21 protein-coding genes are annotated in these 17,774 nt (G+C 31.9%); 20 read left to right on the forward strand and 1 reads right to left on the reverse strand.

What is annotated here, in order from left to right:
- Positions 1 to 35 precede the first annotated feature (35 nt).
- The 20 genes from ABD077_RS23410 to ABD077_RS23505 all read left to right on the forward strand — a co-directional run bounded on the left by ABD077_RS23410 (position 36) and on the right by ABD077_RS23505 (position 15,737).
- On the forward strand, positions 36 to 551 hold the full coding sequence (locus tag ABD077_RS23410; RefSeq protein ID WP_343914631.1) for a hypothetical protein: 516 nt from the start codon (positions 36 to 38) through the stop codon (positions 549 to 551).
- A gap of 159 nt (positions 552 to 710) precedes the next feature.
- Positions 711 to 1,424 (forward strand): DUF6090 family protein, encoded by a 714-nt coding sequence (locus ABD077_RS23415; RefSeq protein ID WP_343914632.1) that lies wholly within the window; start codon positions 711 to 713, stop codon positions 1,422 to 1,424.
- Positions 1,425 to 1,435: 11 nt separating this feature from the next.
- Positions 1,436 to 1,771 carry an avidin-fold protein gene (locus tag ABD077_RS23420; RefSeq protein ID WP_343914633.1) on the forward strand — a complete coding sequence of 112 codons (336 nt, stop codon included), beginning with the start codon at positions 1,436 to 1,438 and terminating at the stop codon, positions 1,769 to 1,771.
- A 108-nt stretch (positions 1,772 to 1,879) separates the two neighbouring features.
- Positions 1,880 to 2,593, forward strand: a complete 714-nt coding sequence (locus ABD077_RS23425; protein WP_343914635.1) for a hypothetical protein — start codon at positions 1,880 to 1,882, stop codon at positions 2,591 to 2,593.
- A 7-nt stretch (positions 2,594 to 2,600) separates the two neighbouring features.
- A complete protein-coding gene (locus ABD077_RS23430) occupies positions 2,601 to 3,311 on the forward strand; it encodes a M23 family metallopeptidase (protein ID WP_343914636.1) in 711 nt (236 codons plus the stop codon).
- Between the two features lie 105 nt (positions 3,312 to 3,416).
- Complete coding sequence (locus ABD077_RS23435; protein ID WP_343914637.1) at positions 3,417 to 4,307, forward strand: TolB family protein; 891 nt, start codon at positions 3,417 to 3,419, stop codon at positions 4,305 to 4,307.
- Between the two features lie 139 nt (positions 4,308 to 4,446).
- Complete coding sequence (locus ABD077_RS23440; protein WP_343914638.1) at positions 4,447 to 5,010, forward strand: Crp/Fnr family transcriptional regulator; 564 nt, start codon at positions 4,447 to 4,449, stop codon at positions 5,008 to 5,010.
- 62 nt (positions 5,011 to 5,072) lie between these two features.
- Positions 5,073 to 5,459, forward strand: coding sequence for a hypothetical protein (locus ABD077_RS23445; protein ID WP_343914640.1), 387 nt, complete (start codon positions 5,073 to 5,075; stop codon positions 5,457 to 5,459).
- A 150-nt stretch (positions 5,460 to 5,609) separates the two neighbouring features.
- Complete coding sequence (locus tag ABD077_RS23450; protein WP_343914641.1) at positions 5,610 to 8,801, forward strand: AsmA family protein; 3,192 nt, start codon at positions 5,610 to 5,612, stop codon at positions 8,799 to 8,801.
- A gap of 11 nt (positions 8,802 to 8,812) precedes the next feature.
- Positions 8,813 to 9,529, forward strand: a complete 717-nt coding sequence (locus ABD077_RS23455; RefSeq protein WP_343914642.1) for a YqjF family protein — start codon at positions 8,813 to 8,815, stop codon at positions 9,527 to 9,529.
- 59 nt (positions 9,530 to 9,588) lie between these two features.
- Entirely contained in the window at positions 9,589 to 10,152 is a 564-nt protein-coding gene (locus ABD077_RS23460) for an isochorismatase family protein (protein WP_343914643.1), read from the forward strand.
- 181 nt (positions 10,153 to 10,333) lie between these two features.
- Entirely contained in the window at positions 10,334 to 10,891 is a 558-nt protein-coding gene (locus ABD077_RS23465) for a hypothetical protein (RefSeq protein WP_343914644.1), read from the forward strand.
- Positions 10,892 to 11,085: 194 nt separating this feature from the next.
- Positions 11,086 to 11,490, forward strand: a complete 405-nt coding sequence (locus tag ABD077_RS23470; protein WP_343914645.1) for a helix-turn-helix domain-containing protein — start codon at positions 11,086 to 11,088, stop codon at positions 11,488 to 11,490.
- A gap of 31 nt (positions 11,491 to 11,521) precedes the next feature.
- Positions 11,522 to 11,917, forward strand: coding sequence for a VOC family protein (locus ABD077_RS23475; RefSeq protein WP_343914646.1), 396 nt, complete (start codon positions 11,522 to 11,524; stop codon positions 11,915 to 11,917).
- Between the two features lie 57 nt (positions 11,918 to 11,974).
- A complete protein-coding gene (locus ABD077_RS23480) occupies positions 11,975 to 12,361 on the forward strand; it encodes a VOC family protein (RefSeq protein ID WP_343914647.1) in 387 nt (128 codons plus the stop codon).
- A 51-nt stretch (positions 12,362 to 12,412) separates the two neighbouring features.
- Positions 12,413 to 12,925, forward strand: a complete 513-nt coding sequence (locus ABD077_RS23485; RefSeq protein WP_343914648.1) for a GNAT family N-acetyltransferase — start codon at positions 12,413 to 12,415, stop codon at positions 12,923 to 12,925.
- 78 nt (positions 12,926 to 13,003) lie between these two features.
- On the forward strand, positions 13,004 to 13,858 hold the full coding sequence (locus ABD077_RS23490; protein WP_343914649.1) for an AraC family transcriptional regulator: 855 nt from the start codon (positions 13,004 to 13,006) through the stop codon (positions 13,856 to 13,858).
- Between the two features lie 91 nt (positions 13,859 to 13,949).
- The gene (locus tag ABD077_RS23495; protein ID WP_343914650.1) at positions 13,950 to 14,351 is read left to right on the forward strand and encodes a DUF5367 family protein; all 402 of its coding nucleotides are present in this window, start codon (positions 13,950 to 13,952) and stop codon (positions 14,349 to 14,351) included.
- 5 nt (positions 14,352 to 14,356) lie between these two features.
- Positions 14,357 to 14,857 carry an anthrone oxygenase family protein gene (locus tag ABD077_RS23500; RefSeq protein ID WP_343914651.1) on the forward strand — a complete coding sequence of 167 codons (501 nt, stop codon included), beginning with the start codon at positions 14,357 to 14,359 and terminating at the stop codon, positions 14,855 to 14,857.
- A 37-nt stretch (positions 14,858 to 14,894) separates the two neighbouring features.
- Entirely contained in the window at positions 14,895 to 15,737 is an 843-nt protein-coding gene (locus ABD077_RS23505; RefSeq protein ID WP_343914652.1) for an NmrA family NAD(P)-binding protein, read from the forward strand.
- A gap of 69 nt (positions 15,738 to 15,806) precedes the next feature.
- On the opposite strand, the gene ABD077_RS23510 is transcribed toward ABD077_RS23505, so the two are convergent.
- On the reverse strand, positions 15,807 to 17,774 hold the full coding sequence (locus ABD077_RS23510) for a hypothetical protein (protein WP_343914653.1): 1,968 nt from the start codon (positions 17,772 to 17,774) through the stop codon (positions 15,807 to 15,809).

Consider the following 17,774-nt stretch of genomic DNA (forward strand, 5'->3'; position numbering starts at 1 on the left):
ATAACTACAACTGATAAGAAATATTATTGAGACCTATGAAAACCTCTTTGATACAAAAAACACTAATTTTACTCTTTGTACTATCCTCCTTCAATTCATTTGCTTGCGACTGCGACTGCCAAGGAGACTGTTCTTTTAGCGCAATATCAAATCAAAACGGGTTTGTGGCCTTAGTAAAAGTGATCGAATACACTGATTTTTTAGATCATAAAATTCTTGGATATGATAAAGACATGCCTTTTTCGATGACCGTTGAGATCATCAAAAAATACAAAGGTGTGGAATCAAAAAAGCGAATCAAAATATGGGGTGACAATGGAATGCTATGCAGACCTTATATTTCAAATTTTGAGGTTGGAAAATATTACTTAATTGCACCAAGAAAAATATTGAGTGACTCAGATGAAGGCAATAAAGGTGATTATGACTTTTTTGCTTGTACTACAGATTATTTAAGTGTTGACTTTTATAAAGGAATTGCTTTCGGAAAGTATTCAACAAAACAAAAAGAAGTATCACTTCGTGAATTTGAAAGTGCTCTCAATAAGTAGCAAGTTGCAATGAGTCTATCACAGCTTTAAAACTATTACACAAAACCATATTAGACTATACTCGATGTATAGTAAAGACAATTATGCTGCCACTCTAACGTATATTGATGTAATCTCCAAATCCATATTGGAAGATTTAGATAACCTTGAAAAATAAGAATGAGAAACGTTTTCAATAAACAACAGACAAAAGAAAAGAAAGAGTCTAATTTCTTTATCTATGCAATACGAGAAATTATCCTGGTGGTTCTAGGAATATTGATCGCTGTTTCCATTAATAACTGGAATGAAAATCGCAAACAAAATAATGAGTTGAATCAATTACTGCTAAAAGTAAAAGAAGATCTCAAAAATGATGTAGGTAAAATCGACAACATCTTTAACCATTATGAAAATATTAAACCTGTTTTCGAAAAAGTTCTAAAATCAGAATATACACAAGAAGATTATATTAAAAATCCCAACATAGCATTTCTAATTTTTGGTTATCCAGAACTAGCCATTAACCAAAGAGGTATTTCGCAACTAGAAAATTTTAGAGGTGAGATAAGTCAGGAAAAAGAAGAACTTGTGCAAAAATTAATTCTGTTTTACAAAGAACAACTATGGGAAATACAAGTAGATGATGAATTACGCTCTAAAGATTACAAAGACAATTTTAATTATTGGAAAAATAACACAGAATGGTGGTTGGATTACGTACAATTAAAAATAAACAATGAATTTATTGAGTATGCTATAAACAGTAAAGACTATAAAAACCGTGTCGCTACAGCAGATTTTTTTGCCTATAAAGTATATCTGCCTGAGTTAGAAAAATTTAAACAGAGAGGATTAGAACTCATCAATGAAATTGAAGTAATTAAACAGTAAAAGAACTCAAATTGAACTTAAACAATAAGAAATTTATAACAGCTGAAAACAAAAATGGATTATCATCCGGAGAAACCGTTTTTCGTTATTCTCAAAAGGGAACTACAATAACAGGAACCTATTCGGGTGGAGCCATAAAAGAAGGGGTTATCATCGGCAAGCGGATTGATGATTCTAAAATTGAACTTTTATATCAATGTCTCACCATTGATGGAGAACTAAAAGCTGGAGAATCAAAAGGTATTATTTCTGAAACACAAAATGGAAAACTCAAATTAAATTTTGATTGGAATTGGTTAAACGGAGATTTGTCTGGTGGTAAATCCGAATATATAGAAATTGAATAAAACTTTCCAATTTGCCAATTAGCTTTATTTGTACAACACAATCAATTATTGCAACGTCATAAAACACCAATAGTCTTTCATTTAAGTATTTAACAACCTATACCTTAAATGAAACAAAACCAACTCTTAATTGTTGTAATATGCGTATTATCATTTACAAATTTTAACGGGCAAACTCTTTCTAAAAACAATTCATTCGACTTCTCTATTGGTTATAATGTTGGTGCATTAAAAAACTTGGAAATAGCACCTGTTTCCAGATATGATTATAACAGCGCTATCTATAAATTTAAGTATCAACGAATCACCAAAAAAGAAAAAATATTTGAAGTTCAATTAGATTATCTACAATCCGAAGTGGAGAACAATGTAAGCTCTCTTTTAAATTTTGAATACACCAAAATAGGTATAAGCGTTGCTTCATTAAAAAAAATCTATAATAAAAATAGACTCCTAATTCATGTAGGGTTGGAATCATACAGTGATCTTTCTTTATATGACATCAATCCTAATAATCAATTTGTATTTGATCAAACACTAGGGCTATCAAGTAGATTTTCCTATCAAATTAATCAAAAACAACATCTATTTTCTAAACTAACGCTCCCTACTCTATTACTTAGAATTACGAATTCAAACGCTAATGTATATTCATTAAATCGTTTTCAAAGTATCTTATGGAAAATAGGATACTCCTACTCTTTTTCTGAACAACTAAGTGGACAACTAAGCTATGACTTTAATTATGATAGATTACAAATCTCCAATGCTTTTAGGGAACTTCAATATCAGGTAAACTTGGGTATTAATTATAAATTCTAATTACACTATGAAACGAATATGTGTTATTTCTTTTCTGTTCATTTTGATGTTATTCTCCTGTACCAAAACTCTCATCGGGGATGAAGGGAAACAAGATGAAGACATTTATCTAAACTATCAAACCAAAACAGATTTAGAATTACCTTTTAATGAAGAATGGTACGTTTTCGTTGGTGGTAGAACCCACCAAGATGGAGGACATCACTTTATCACTAGAGGAACGGGTCAGAGATATGCGTATGACCTAGCCATTGTGATTGATGGCAGTAGTTTTTCTGGTGATAGTAGTAAAAACGAAAACCATTATTGTTTTGGAAAACGTTTAAATGCTCCTGCAAATGGTAAAATCATTGCAATGGAAAATAATATTGATGATAATTACTTATCGGGGACCGTAAATGATAATATCAATGATAGTAATCTTGCAGGTAATTATATATTAATAGATCATTTTAATGGCGAATACTCCTTATTAGCACATTTAAAAAAAGGGTCTGTTTTGGTAAATTTAGGAGACATCGTTACAAAAGGACAAGAAATAGGCCAAGCAGGAAATAGCGGAAACTCTACTGGTCCACACTTACACTACCACTTACAAAACAGTCCAAATTATCTGAACGGAATTGGGTTGCCAGCTCAATTCCGAAATTATTATGAAGATGATACATTAGTGGATCGCGGAGAACCTGTAAAAAGTCAATTTATTAGAAAAAATTAAATCCCATGTTAGAAAACAATAAAGTATAAAAACGGTTTGGGTTTATTCTCAAACCGTTTTTTGTTTAATTTAGTAACCATTCATCAATTAAAATTATATTCAATCATGACTCGGCTTATCCTAAAAAAACTAATTTTTATTTATTCATGTGTACTTGTTACTCAAGAAATAAGAGCTCAAGAAAATCTATGTGATTATTACGGACTTGAAAAACCAACTACAACTCCTAGAGATTTCGACCCGGAAATATTAGACCTAAAGGGAAGTTTTAAATTTAATGTTGAGATTAAAAAGTGTGATGAAATCTACTTCACGACTATTACATCTAGTGAGAACATTTTTTTTTCAAAAAAGAAAGGTGATACGTGGAGTACACCCAAGATCGCTTCCTTTTCTGATCCTAACTATAATGATGCGGACCCTTTCCTAACGAAAGATGGTAATAGAATCTATTTTATTTCTAAAAGGCCAACCAGCGCTACTGATAAAAATTTAGATTTCAATATTTGGTATGCTGATCATAAAAATGGAGAATGGATGAAACCTAAACCATTACCAAAACCAATTAATACTGATGAGTTTGATGAATATTTCTTTTCTATTTCTAATAAAGGAAATGCATTCTTCTCTTCGAACAGAAATGGTGGTCAAGGATCTTTTGATATCTACACCACTAAAGTACTAGCTAATAATCAGTTCTCAGAACCAAAAAACATAGGAAAACCACTAAGCACGGAGAAATATGAATTTGATCCTTATATTTCGCCCGATGAACATTTTATAATTTTTTCTATCAACCAAAACGGTAATAGTAGTTTATATGTAAGTTTTAAAAATCAATCCAATAACTGGACGACACCGCAAAATTTAGGAGATAAAATTAATATTACTAATCAAGATTTTGCACCTTCTCTTTCTCCAGACGGAAAATTTATATTTTTCTCAAATAATGGAAAATTAAGATGGGTATCTACAGAGTTATTAAAAACCCCTTAAACCAAAACCACAGGCATCATAAATAGATCCTCTCTACTACTATGGTATCCAAGAAAATTTTTACAAATGTATTTTGAACATCCAGTACATTTTCGACCTGTTTATCTATAAAGAAAACCTTTAGCTCTAAGTAAACGCTATGGAAAAACTAAAAAACTGTATTGCAAGCCAAGTATCTATAAAAAACGAATCCCTAGATCATATTCTTTCTTTTTTTGAGCCCTTGGAAATCAATAAAGGAGAATTCTTCCTTCAAGCTGGAAAAATTTGTAGAAAAATGGCTTTTATAGTATCTGGATACATGAGGTTGTACAATATCGTGGATGGAAAAGAAATAACCTTATGGATAGGCAGTGAAGGAAGATTTATAACCTCTCTTAGTAGTTTTATTTTTGAGACTAATAACAGTTGGAATATACAAGCCATTACAGACTGTAACCTTTACACAATTACGAGAGAGAACCATTTTAGATTAAACAAAACCTATCCAGAGTGGTTAGAGTTTGATAATATTTTATTGGCAAATTCTTTTGCCTTATTAGAAAATAAGATGTTTTTTCAATTGCATACTACGGCAAAGCAACGGTATGATAAATTAATGAACGAAGAACCCGAACTTTTTAAGTATGTTCCTTTGCAGTATATAGCTTCTATGTTGGGAATTGCTCCCGAATCATTAAGTAGATTAAGGAAAATGCATTAATTAACATTTGTCAAGAGAGATTATGTGTGGTTTGTAGAAATTTGTTTTAAAAATCTAAACAAATGAATCCTTTACAAAAATCACTTCAATTAAACGCCTTATTTTCCAGCACATCAGGTATTCTAATGGTATTTCTAAATCAACAAATAGCAACGCTTTTTGGAATTAATAATAATACTCCCTTTTGGGTCATTGGACTATCACTACTATACTTCGCTATGACAATATGGTTCGAAATAAAAAAACAACGAACACCAGCCGTTGTTTGGATTATTATTCAAGATTTCATCTGGGTAATAGGAAGCATCTTACTTATAATCTTTAAACCTTTTGGGATTACCGAAACTGGAAATATCATTATCGGAATTATAGCATTTTTTGTTTTATGTATGGGAATAAATCAAATCCTTGGTTTACGCAAAACTTATAAATCAATACCTCATGTGTAAGAAGCTATTGTACGTATAGTTAGTAATACACTATCCAAATTTGTTAAAAACAGAAACTCCAATCAAATATCTAAAACTTCAAAGTGGTTTTTCCGATGAATTCGTTACTTTTAAAGTCGAACATCTTTTATAACCTTAAATACCACCACCTTGAAGCGTAAAAAATTCTGGAAACGAATTTTATTAATAGTAATCTTAGCCCCAATTTTAGTAGTCGGAGGCCTGATGCTATATATCCAAAGTAACCAATCCGAAATCATTCAAGGAGAAATTGAAAAACTAAATAAAGAACATAAGGGTTTAGTCAGCATTGGAGAAAGTGAACTCTCTCTTTTTAGTAATTTTCCGTACGTTTCTATAAAAGTGTATGATGTCAAAATTTTTGAAACCAAAGAAGATAATGCTCCCGTTATTATGGATGTAAAAGATACCTATGTAGGTTTCAATCTATGGGATATCGTAAAGGGAAACTATGACATACAATCACTAGTCGTAGAAGAAGGTGTTTTTAATATTGTCATTCATGAAAACAATACCACGAATATTCAAAATTCATTAGCAAGCACATCAGAATCGGAGTCCTCCTCTACTAATATTCATCTTAAAAAGATTCGATTTAAAAATTTGGATGTTCACACCTTAGACGAAGCTACAAATTCGGATGTAGAAAAATTCATATATGCTGGTAATGGTGGATTTAGTCAGAAAGACAGCATGATCTCTGGGCATGTAGATACTCATTTCGAGTTAAATGTCATTAAAGATGGAGATACCACCTTTATTCATAATAAACATTTCGAAGTACATACAGATCTAGTATTTAATGAAAGGACAGGAATTCTTGATATCGCTCCTTCTGGAATTGTAATGGAAAATGGAGATTTCGAATTAGAAGGATCTATAGATACAAAGAATGATGTAGATCTAGATCTTTCTATCAACGGAACAAAGCCTAATTTCGACATGCTGATTGCTTTTGCTCCTACAGATGTTATTCCTGTTTTAGAGAAATATAGAAATGCAGGTGAAATTTATTTTAATGCTAAAATTGAAGGTCCTGCTAACAAAGGAAATAGACCCTTTATAAAAGCCAATTTTGGTGCTGGCAAAGCATATTTAGAAAATACTAAAAAGGCGAAAAAGATAGATAATATGGGATTCAATGGCTATTTTACTAATGGTAGTAATAGAGATGCCAGCACCATGGAATTTTCGCTAACAGATATGACTGCTTCTTTAGAAAAAGGAGAATTTAAAGGATCGCTTTTTGTGAAAAATTTTGAATCTCCAGAAGTTGATATGCAAGTAAACTCCAATTTCAATCTTAATTTTATTACAGAGTTTTTTGAGCTGGAGCAAGTACAAAATACTTCTGGCGAAGTGTCCTTAAAAATGAACTTTCATGATATTATTGATATTGATAATCCTGAAAAGGCACTACAAAAATTAAATCAAGCGTATTTTGCAGAATTAAATATAAAAGATCTTAGTTTAAAAGCTAAAGAACTTCCTGCTACATTACATGACCTCAACGTTCAATTAGTGATGAACGGTAAAGAAGCAAACCTAAACCAGTTTGAATTATTAATCGGAGAATCTGATTTGTCTATTAGTGGATTTCTTTCAGACTTACCCGCTATTGTACATCATACAGATATTCCTGTAGATGTCCATTTAGATATTAGTTCTAAAAACTTCGATATCGCCCAGCTAACACGTTTTTCTAATCAAGATTCTATCAAAACTGGTTTCGATGAACAAATAAAAAAGCTAAGTATGGGGTTTTCTTTTAAAGCTTCTGCTAAAGACTTTACGGAGTCTAAATATTTACCTAAAGGAGAGTTTTTTATCGATAGTTTGTATGCCGATTTAAAGCATTATCCACATAAACTACATGATTTCCATGCGGATGTACTTATCGATGATAAAGATCTAAAAATTGTAGATTTTACTGGATATATAGATGATAGCGATTTTCATCTTGATGGGCTGGTACACGAATATGCTTTTTGGATGCAACCCGAACTGAATGGCGATGTTGATTTAGATATTAATCTAACTTCTAAAAAGTTAAAACTCGAAGACATTTTTTCTTATAAAGGAGAAAATTATGTGCCAGAAGAATATCGACATGAAGAATTTGATGATTTGGCTTTGCATTTTGCATCCAGTATGCATTACAAAGACTCTGCTTTACACTCTATTGATCTTACGTTAGACAAATTGGATACAAAAATGAAACTGCATCCTCTTCGCTTTGACAATTTTAGAGGAAATATTCATTACGAAGATGAACACATCGTGATAAAAGATTTTCATGGAGAAATAGGAACAACTAATTTTAATTTTGATCTTAACTATTACATCGGAGAAGATCAGAAAATAAAGAAAAGGGATAATTATCTTGCCGTAAAAGCTAATTATATCGACTTTGATGCCCTCTTTAAATTCGATGTTTCATCATCAAAACCGACGGAAGTAGCCGCTTCTAAAACGGCAGATGTAAAAGAACATGCAGAAGCTTTTAACTTATACGAATTGCCTTTTACAGATATGCAATTCAAAGTAGATATAGCACACTTTATTTATCATAGAATAGATCTTCAAAACATCAAAGCGGATATAAGGACAACACCTAATCACTATATTTATGTGGATACTTTGCATATGAATGCTGCCGGAGGAAATATTCGATTAAGTGGATATTTTAATGGTAGTGATCCTAAACATATTTATATGCGTCCAGATTTGGTGATGAAGAATGTAGATCTGGATAAACTGTTGTTCAAGTTTGAGAACTTTGGGCAAGATCATCTTGTTTCAGAAAATTTACAAGGAAAACTTACCTCCAGAATTAAAGGAAAGATCAGAGTATATCCTGATATGGTACCCGATCTTGATCAATCTACGGTAGAAATGGATGTAAAAGTATTAAATGGAAGGTTAAAAAATTATGATCCTATGCTAGCCCTTTCGGATTATATGGGAGATAAAAACCTTCAAAATATTCGATTTGACACTTTGCAAAACAACTTGGATATTAATAAGGGAAGAATCAACATCCCTTCTATGACTATTGAATCTACATTAGGCCATATGGAGTTATCTGGAACACATGATAGCAATCAAAATATTGATTACTTCTTACGAATACCTTGGAAAACTGTAAGAAAAGCTTCTTGGCAAAAACTGTTTGGAAACAAAAAAGATACTATAATCAGTCCAGAACAAGAAGATGAAATTGTAGAAGTAGATCCCAACAAAAAAACAAAATACCTCAACCTAAAGATTAAAGGTAGTGTAGATGACTACAAGATATCCTTGGGAAAGAAAAAGGAATAAAACCATAGATAATGAGCTTTCTAAAGGCAGAATGGAGAAAACTTGCACTCGCCAATTATGTAATTGATAAAAATGTACTTGTTAAATACTTACCTGCCGGCACAGAATTAGACATATGGAATGGAAACTGCTATGTGAGTCTGGTTGGTTTCATGTTTGTAAAAACGAAGCTATTAGGTATAAAAATCCCTTATCATGTAAATTTTGAAGAAGTAAATTTGAGGTTTTATGTAAAAAGATTTGAAAATGGTGAATGGAAAAGAGGTGTTGTATTTATTAAAGAAATTGTTCCTAAACGTGCATTAACCTTTGTTGCCAATACTGTTTATAACGAAAACTATGAAACGCTCCCTATGGAACATGTTTGGAGCACTGAAAATGATGAAAGAACAGTTCAGTACAAATGGAAAAGAAATACTAAATGGAATTCTATTGAGATAAAAGCAAGTATCGATTCTTATCCTATCGAAGCTGATAGCGAAACAGAATTCATCACTGAGCATTATTGGGGTTATGCAAAGGTAAATCATCAGAAATCTAATGAATATGAAGTGACTCATCCTAAATGGCAAGTTTACAAAGTAAATGACTACGATATCGACGTTGATTTTGGCGCTGTATATGGCAAAGAATTTGAGTTTTTAAATTCTTTAACTCCAAATTCGGTAATGCTTGCAGAAGGATCTGAAATTACTGTAGAAAGTAAAAGAACGATTCGAAAAAACTAGATACATATCTCCGTACTAAGTTTAGTCTAAATAAATAAATCACCAAATACTCAACATTAATGAAAAATAAAAAAGCACTTTTAATAATTGATATGCAAAAAGGTTCTTTTACTGAAGAAACACCTCGATTTGATACAGACGGTGTTGTAAAACGAATAAATCAATTAGCTGATGTATTTCGCAAAACAGAGTTACCCGTGATTTATATTCAACATGATGGAACAGGAACCGGAGCTTTTGAAAAAAACACTTGGGAATGGGAATTATTAGAATCATTAGAAGTAACCACAACTGACATATTCATTAATAAGTATGCGAATGATGTTTTTTACAATTCTAAGCTTCAATCAAAACTACAATCCTTAAGCGTGACTGAACTATTAGTTACAGGATGTGCTACCGATTTTTGTGTAGAATCCACGATTCAATCTGCATTAACAAAGGATTACCATATCACTGTTGTTTCCGATGGTCACACTACTGATGAAAGACCACATTTAACGGCGGAAAAAGTAATTACACATTATAATTGGGTATGGCAAAATATGATCCCTACCAACGGTAGTATTACGGTAAATAGTTTCGAAAATATAATACAAGATTTAGAATTGGTATCATATTAGAAGTATGATCTTACCCTTTAGCAAAGGATAATTCTATCTTCAAAAAAACCAACCATTTTACATAAAAACACTATTTCTCAAAGTTATTCTCATTTCCTGAAAATAGAAAATTCATATACTAAGTAACATTTTGGATCATTAAGATACTTATACTTCAGTTTACCTTATAAAACATGCTACAGTGGAGATCCCTAAATTCTTATTTCATTACTATGAACTCGATAATGGTCCTTTTCGAAATATCACTGAGTTTGGTTATGAAAAAGCAAAAGATATTCAAAACGAGATAACACACGGAGTGAATAGTAAAAGACCTAAAAACTATATAGATTTAAGGTTTTCGTTAGAAAATAGAATTAGAGAACAATTCATCCAAAAAGGTGGGAAACCAAATAGAAAAGATCCTTTTTACTTTACGTTAGGAGCGTGCGAGTTTGCAAAATCTTGGTATACAAATCCAGGAGTTATAAAAATTCTACTAACAGACTTTAGGGCTGAACATATAAGCTTCACATATCCAGATAGTATGGTATCGTTTCAGTTTCATGACGAACCTAAACTAAAAACCTATCGAAAAGATAGCAACGGACAAGTATTCTTATTAGATGAAATACCAAGTCTTATAGACGAATATGGTTTACCATCTGAAGAAAAATCTAAAAATGACGAACGATTTAAATATGATAAATATATTGAATGTCAAGTTTGGGATGATCAAATAATAAAGAACTATAAATAGGGAATTAACATCTATAGGAAGTTCAAAATTTATTGTCGATATTGTAAAACCAAAAGCTACAATTGAATTTGTGACTAATGCTAAAGGATTCATCAATAAATGCATTTTAACGCAAGGTGAAGCTACCGAATGGATCAAGAAAAATTAAAACAACCCGCAGACTCTAAAGAATTTGTTTGCCACACCTTTTAGAAATGACATTCTACCAGGAAAAAATAAACCATATCAAAGCTAGCTGCTATTCTAATGATCAGCAGATTCAAACAATTATAGAAACTCGACAATTCATTGACACTAATTTTGAAAAAGATCTAAACTTAAATGTATTGTCAGATGTAAACTCTACTTCTAAATATCATTTACATAGACTTTTTAAACGATATTACGGACTTACTCCCAGACAATATCTAATTGATAAACGTATTGAGCAATCAAAGAAAAATTTAAAAAAAGGAATGTCAGTAACTGAAACTTGTTTTGCGGTTGGTTTCGAAAGTTTAGGCTCATTCAGTAAATTATTCAAGACTAAAACAGGAAAATCACCAAGCCAATTTCAAAAAGAGCAAGTTTCGAGAAGCGAATTAGACACAAACTTTTAACCTTTGACAAATAAATCAAATCATACAAACAATGAAAGTAACCCTGATTAGTATTCCTGTTAGAGATCAAGAAAAAGCGTTGAAATTTTATACCGAAAAACTAGGTTTTATCATAAAAAAAGATGCTCCATTAGGTGGCGGAAACAGATGGATCACACTCGTTTCTCCAGAATGGCAAGATGGACCAGAATTATTATTAGAACCTGCTCCGAATCACTTCGAACCTTGCAAAGTTTTTCAAGATGCATTAATGGAAGCTGGTATTCCCTACACTCAATTTGATGTGGATAGTGTAGATGAAGAATATGATCGCCTCCTAAAACTTGATGTTGACTTTAGCGTACAACCAACAGAAATGGGAACGGTAAAATTTGCAGTTTTCAATGATACTTGCGGTAACAATATTCAAATTGTGGAAACGCTATAAATAGGAATCTTATTCATAAGAAGTCATTCTAGTAATCCATCATTAATCTCATTATACATGCAAAACTTTTTATTTAACCATATAGCACTGTCCGTAAAAGATGTTGACGAATCGGTTAAATTTTATCAAGAATTACTTGGCCTTGAAGAAATTGAAAATACTGCCTCTAATTCCAAAACAAGATGGTTGTCCTTTGCCGAAGGGAAACAACTTCACTTGATTCCACGTCCAAATGCCGAAATCAAAACAAATAAAGCAGTTCATTTTGCTTTATCTACAGCTAGTTTTGATGAGTTTATAGAACGTCTAAATGAGCTAAAAGTGGAATACTCGGATTGGAAAGATACTCCTAACAAGGATTACATAAGAAAAGACGGTATCAGACAAGTATATTTTCAGGATCCGAATAAATATTGGATAGAAGTAAACGATGATACTGTATAACGTTGTATAAACTCCTGAGTTGTAAGCAAGCTGATCAAACGAGATGTTAATATGAAAACGGTAACTATAAAACATGCTGAAAAAGATGAGATAGATTGGATAAACGCTAAATACAATGAAATTGATTTTGTTCAATCCAATTATGAAAATGAATACATTGTTATTGCTAAAGTTGAAAACGAAAATGCAGGACTTGGTAGATTGGTGAAAATTGATAAAAACAATGCGGAACTTGGAGGAATTTATACCTTTCCAAATTTTAGGGGTTTAGGAGTTGCTGAAAATATAGTTCAGAATTTATGTGAGAAGAAACCATTTGGGGAATCTAATATTTGGTGCCTACCATTTGAAAATTTGTTGAATTTTTACTCAAAATTTGGATTTAAAATTTATAGCAATATAAAAGTTCCTGAAAAAATAATTAGAAAGCTGGAATGGTGTAATTCTGAAAGCAATTATGGAAAGAAAGTATTACTTCTTTGTAAAAAAAAAAACCACAAAAATGAGCTCACCAAACCTTTAGATTGGTTAGAACGAAAAGAGATTACTCATAAAATGTTATAAAGTATATAACAGTCATCAAAAACTCTTTAGGTTTTACTAACTTAGAGGTGTCAGTGAAAGTACTTTTAAATTATTAAAATGACCAGAGATATTATCGATATCAATGATTTCACTATTTTGGTGGAAACCGCATTTTCTAAAGAAGTTGTCAAAGACTCCTGTAGATTCGACGAACCTGTGATTGCAGTGGCATTCTATGGATCTGGCAATGTTGATTTAGAAATGTCCGCTCCTACGGGCTCTCATCATTTTAATTATACCAAAGGTCTGGCACTTTCCTTTTTCGCAGATGAACAGGTAGACTGTATTCATACAGTTTCCAAAGACAATCCCTTAGAATGTATTGTGATAGCAACAGCTACTCGAAATTTAAAAAACCTACCTAATCAAGAAGGAGAACTGTTCTCTGAACTGCTAAAGAACCTTGTACACCCAAAAGACCATTATGTAGAAGGTCCTAGCTTTTACATGACTCCAGAAATGCATCAAATTATCGATAGTCTCTTTAATATAAAATATGAAGGGAAAACTAAAATGATGTTTTTCAGAAGTCAAATAACCACATTATTATCACATTTTTTTGGTCAATTAGCGGCTAATCATGCACAGCATCTAAAATCAATTGATAAAAACAGACTCCAAAAAGCAAAAGATATTCTTTCTAGTAATCTCAACAACCCTCCTTCTCTTTCTGAGCTTTCTAAAGAATTGGGATTAAATACTACCAAACTTAAAAAAGAGTTTAAAGAAGTTTTTGGACTTCCCGTATTTAAATACTTACAAAATCAAAGATTAACTACTGCTCATAGCATGATCAGTAAAAAGAAAGCTACCGTACAAGAAGCTGCTTGGCATGTGGGGTATGATAGCTTAAGCTCTTTTTCCAATGCATTCGCTAAAAAATTTGGCTATAGACCTAGTCAAATCAAATAAACGTCTTTTCGAACAAATCATACTTCTTTTGGAATAAATAATCCAAGAAGTTCTATTCTAATTTTGTCTTGTAATCAAAAAAATATAAGACATGAAAATTTTTAGATTAGTAACTATCGGTATTGGAATTTGGATTTTAGCAGTCTGTGCTTTCACATTTTCATATGAATTCCAAATTCTGCATAACCCTGAACAGCAAGCCAATATGGTTTTATCTTTATCAATACTTCCATTAGTCTGGTTAGGATCTTCTATATATTATAAAAACGGCGTTACAACTAATGGATATATAGTAGGAGTGGTATTCTTTTTAATCGCAGCATTTTTAGACACGCTCATCACTGTTCCGCTCTTTATTATGCCAAATGGAGGTAATTACTACACGTTTTTTACAGACTTCAGCTTTTGGATTATTGCGATAGAGCTTGTGGGAGTAGCCATGCTATTCTACTACATAAAGGTTTATCCTAAAGTAAAAACAATCAAAGCCTAACGATTATGGATATCAATTTCGAAACAACAACCATGATCATAAGTATTGTGTTAACAGGATTAACAGCAGGACTATGTTTTACATGGACCAATGCCATAACTCCAGGAATAGGTCAGTTAGATGATTTAGGATTTTTACTGTCTTTTCAACAAATGAATAGAGCGATCATTAATCCAATATTTCTGATCATATTTTTCGGACCGTTTATAAGCAATAGCTATGTAGCCTTTTTGAAATATCAACACCAGGATGCTTCGTTTTGGATCTTTTTAGCAGCTAGTCTAACCTTTACTATTGGAGTGGTTTTCATAACCATATTCAAAAATGTTCCTTTAAACGAAGTCCTAGATAAAACAAATTTGGCAGATGTTTCTTTGGAAGAACTTAAGATGCTCCGTAAAAGATTTGAAAACCCTTGGAAGCAGTGGCATTTTATACGAACGATAAGCTCCACAATATCCTTTGTTTTGCTACTAGTTGGGTCATTATACTATCATCAATCTTAAATATCAAACATAATTAAATACATAAATTTTATACATCATGAAAAAAAACATTTTAGTCCTTGGAGGAACCGGTAAAACAGGAAAGAGAATTGTTAAATTATTAAAAGATCAGGATCACAATGTAAGAGTTGGATCTAGACAAGAAAATCCATCATTCGACTGGCATCGCCCAGAAGGATGGTCTGCAGCCATCGAAGGAATGGATACCATCTACATTACCTATCAACCAGATTTAGCAGTTCCTGGAGCCTTACAAGCAATTGAAAAATTGGTAGAAATTTCTAAAAACCAGCATGTAAAAAAATTAGTTTTACTTTCTGGTAAAGGTGAAAAAGAAGCCCAATTATGTGAGCAAGTTGTCATACATTCCGGTATTAATTATACTATTGTTAGAGCTAATTGGTTTAATCAAAATTTTAGTGAGAACTTTTTAGTTGAAGGGATATTAGCAGGTCATGTAGCTTTACCATTTTCGGAAATGAAAATTCCATTTGTAGATGCAAATGATATTGCTCAAGTGGCTGTAAAAGCATTAACCGAAGATCAACATCACGGAAAAATATATGAACTTACAGGATCTGAAGCTATTACTTTTCAGGAAGCTGTTCAGATCATCTCTGATATTACCGGAAAAGAGATTCAATTTACTCCTCTTAGCATAGAAGCTTATGTATCTGCATTACAACAAGAAGAGCTTCCTGCAGATTTTATTTGGCTAATTGAGTACTTATTTACCGAGGTTCTTGGGAACCCTGATAATTCTGAAATATCAAATGACATCGAAAAAGTACTAGGTAGAAAACCTATTACATTTCGAGAATATGCAGAGAAAACAAATGCGTTAGGAATTTGGAACTCAGTTATAGAACCATCTATTTAATCAAAAGGGGCTGTCTAAATTTATGTAGGCAGTCCCTTTTGTTTTATATTAATTTTAAACAAAATTAGATTAGCGATTATAAGGTCGCTCATTTATCCAATTAAAACCTCTATTGACCAACAAAAATTTATCCTCTCCCATTTTTGTGGTCTGTCCATGAATGGTATCATTTTTATGGATAAAATTAAAATCTAAAGTGTTCTTTGTTTTTGTATAATAAAAATCAAAAGAATCTACATCTCCAGAAGAAGGAATGAATTTAATCTTTCCATCAACTAAGGAATCAATTTTGATTGAAAAATTTTCCCTTTTCTTACTCATTTTTTCTATCTGAACGCTTCCTTCTCTTTCTATTCTAATATTTTTCCAACGTTTATCACTTCTATAATCGGTTAACGTATCGCCATTCACTACAAAGTTTGTCACCTCATACACTCCATGTAACGGTGGTTTAGGAAGATCTCTACCATATAATTCTCTAGACTCTAATGCATCATAAAAACCATACCCAAAAGCATATGCAATTACCAAACCTTTAAAAACTTGTAAGCTTATACGAATGCTTTTTTTTAGTTTTGGTTGCGTTATAATAGTTAATTTTTCTACTTGTTTGTTAGTTACCAAAAACTCCATTACTTTTCTCAAATCCCTAAAAAGTAGAAATAACGTTATAATCACTAAATGCGTAGAAATTATTTTTACAGGGATATCATAGAAGTAATTCACTGCCATTACATTCATGGCAGTCATCAATGTGATCAAAGCACCAAAAGTAGTTGTGCGTCTAAAAAGTAATAGTCCAGCAAGAACTTCTGCAATTCCCATGAACAAGTTATAACCTTCAGAAAAACCTAAAAATGTCCAGGCTAATCCCATTGGGGATGATTCCCCATATGGTTGTAATAATCTATAAAAACTCGGCGCTGAAAATTGTAATTGAATAACCTTTATCAATCCATAACTAATTAGCATTAGTCCCACATAATAGCGCAGTGCCGTCGTTAACCAATAGTACAAGAATTTATAGTTAGAACGTTTTTTATCTATAGCTGACCAAACTAACGTCCCTACAAAAGCTGCTAAAAAGAAAAGAAATACTAACAAATAGTCATAACTTGTATCTCCACTCCCATTTGGACCAGTGCTAAGCTTAAATGGTATTCCAAGGATGTGCTCTCCTATCCAAGGAACAAATTTTTGCATGAGTTCAATTGGCTTTTGTTCCAAATAATAAAAGAAAGGATATGCACCATTATTTTGGAAAAAAATAAATAATAAAAAATAGATAAATGAAAACCTAAAACCAATACGTGACCATATCGACCATTTTTCATTATCTGTAGAGGATACATACGTAATCAAAGGTAAGATGAAAAGTAGTATCAGAACAATAGTTATGATAATCCCGATGTTTGGAAAAAAACTTTCCATACTTCCCGTACTTTTGGAAATACCTTCTCCTTTAATAGCTAAAGAGTATGAGCCATCCACACTATCTGTACTGGATGTAAAAGTGAACTCTTTAGCCAAAGTTATCACTCCTTTATCATTACTGCGAATCCACATAGGAATGATACGATCTGTTATTTCAGTTTCAAATCCAGCATTTTTAATATCTACTTGCTGAAATTCTCCTTGGTCATCTTCTATATAAAGCTCGAATTTATCATAGAAAAATGTTCCGTTATTATAAAACAATCCACCAAAAACAAGTTTTTCGGATTTATCATTTAAAATCCCTTGAACAGTATATGAATTCCAGCTATTTGATTTTATAGGTCTATTTCCCATATTATCAAAGAATCCTCTTCCTTGATCTGGTTTATTATCCACTCTAGCCCAGATTCCCGCTTTAGCTTTAGGATCTTCTGTTTCTACTTTAACGTGTGCAACTACTTTAAATTTTCGCTCGGAATTAGTGGAGACTTCCACTGATTGACTAAAAGCACTCCAATTACGAGAAACTTCTTTTATTTCCTGACCATGAGTAAATAAACAAATAAAAAGCAGTGTAGATAGTGTAATGAGTTTTTTCAT

This window comes from Aquimarina litoralis (genome assembly GCF_039523995.1).
GTDB lineage: Bacteria > Bacteroidota > Bacteroidia > Flavobacteriales > Flavobacteriaceae > Aquimarina > Aquimarina litoralis.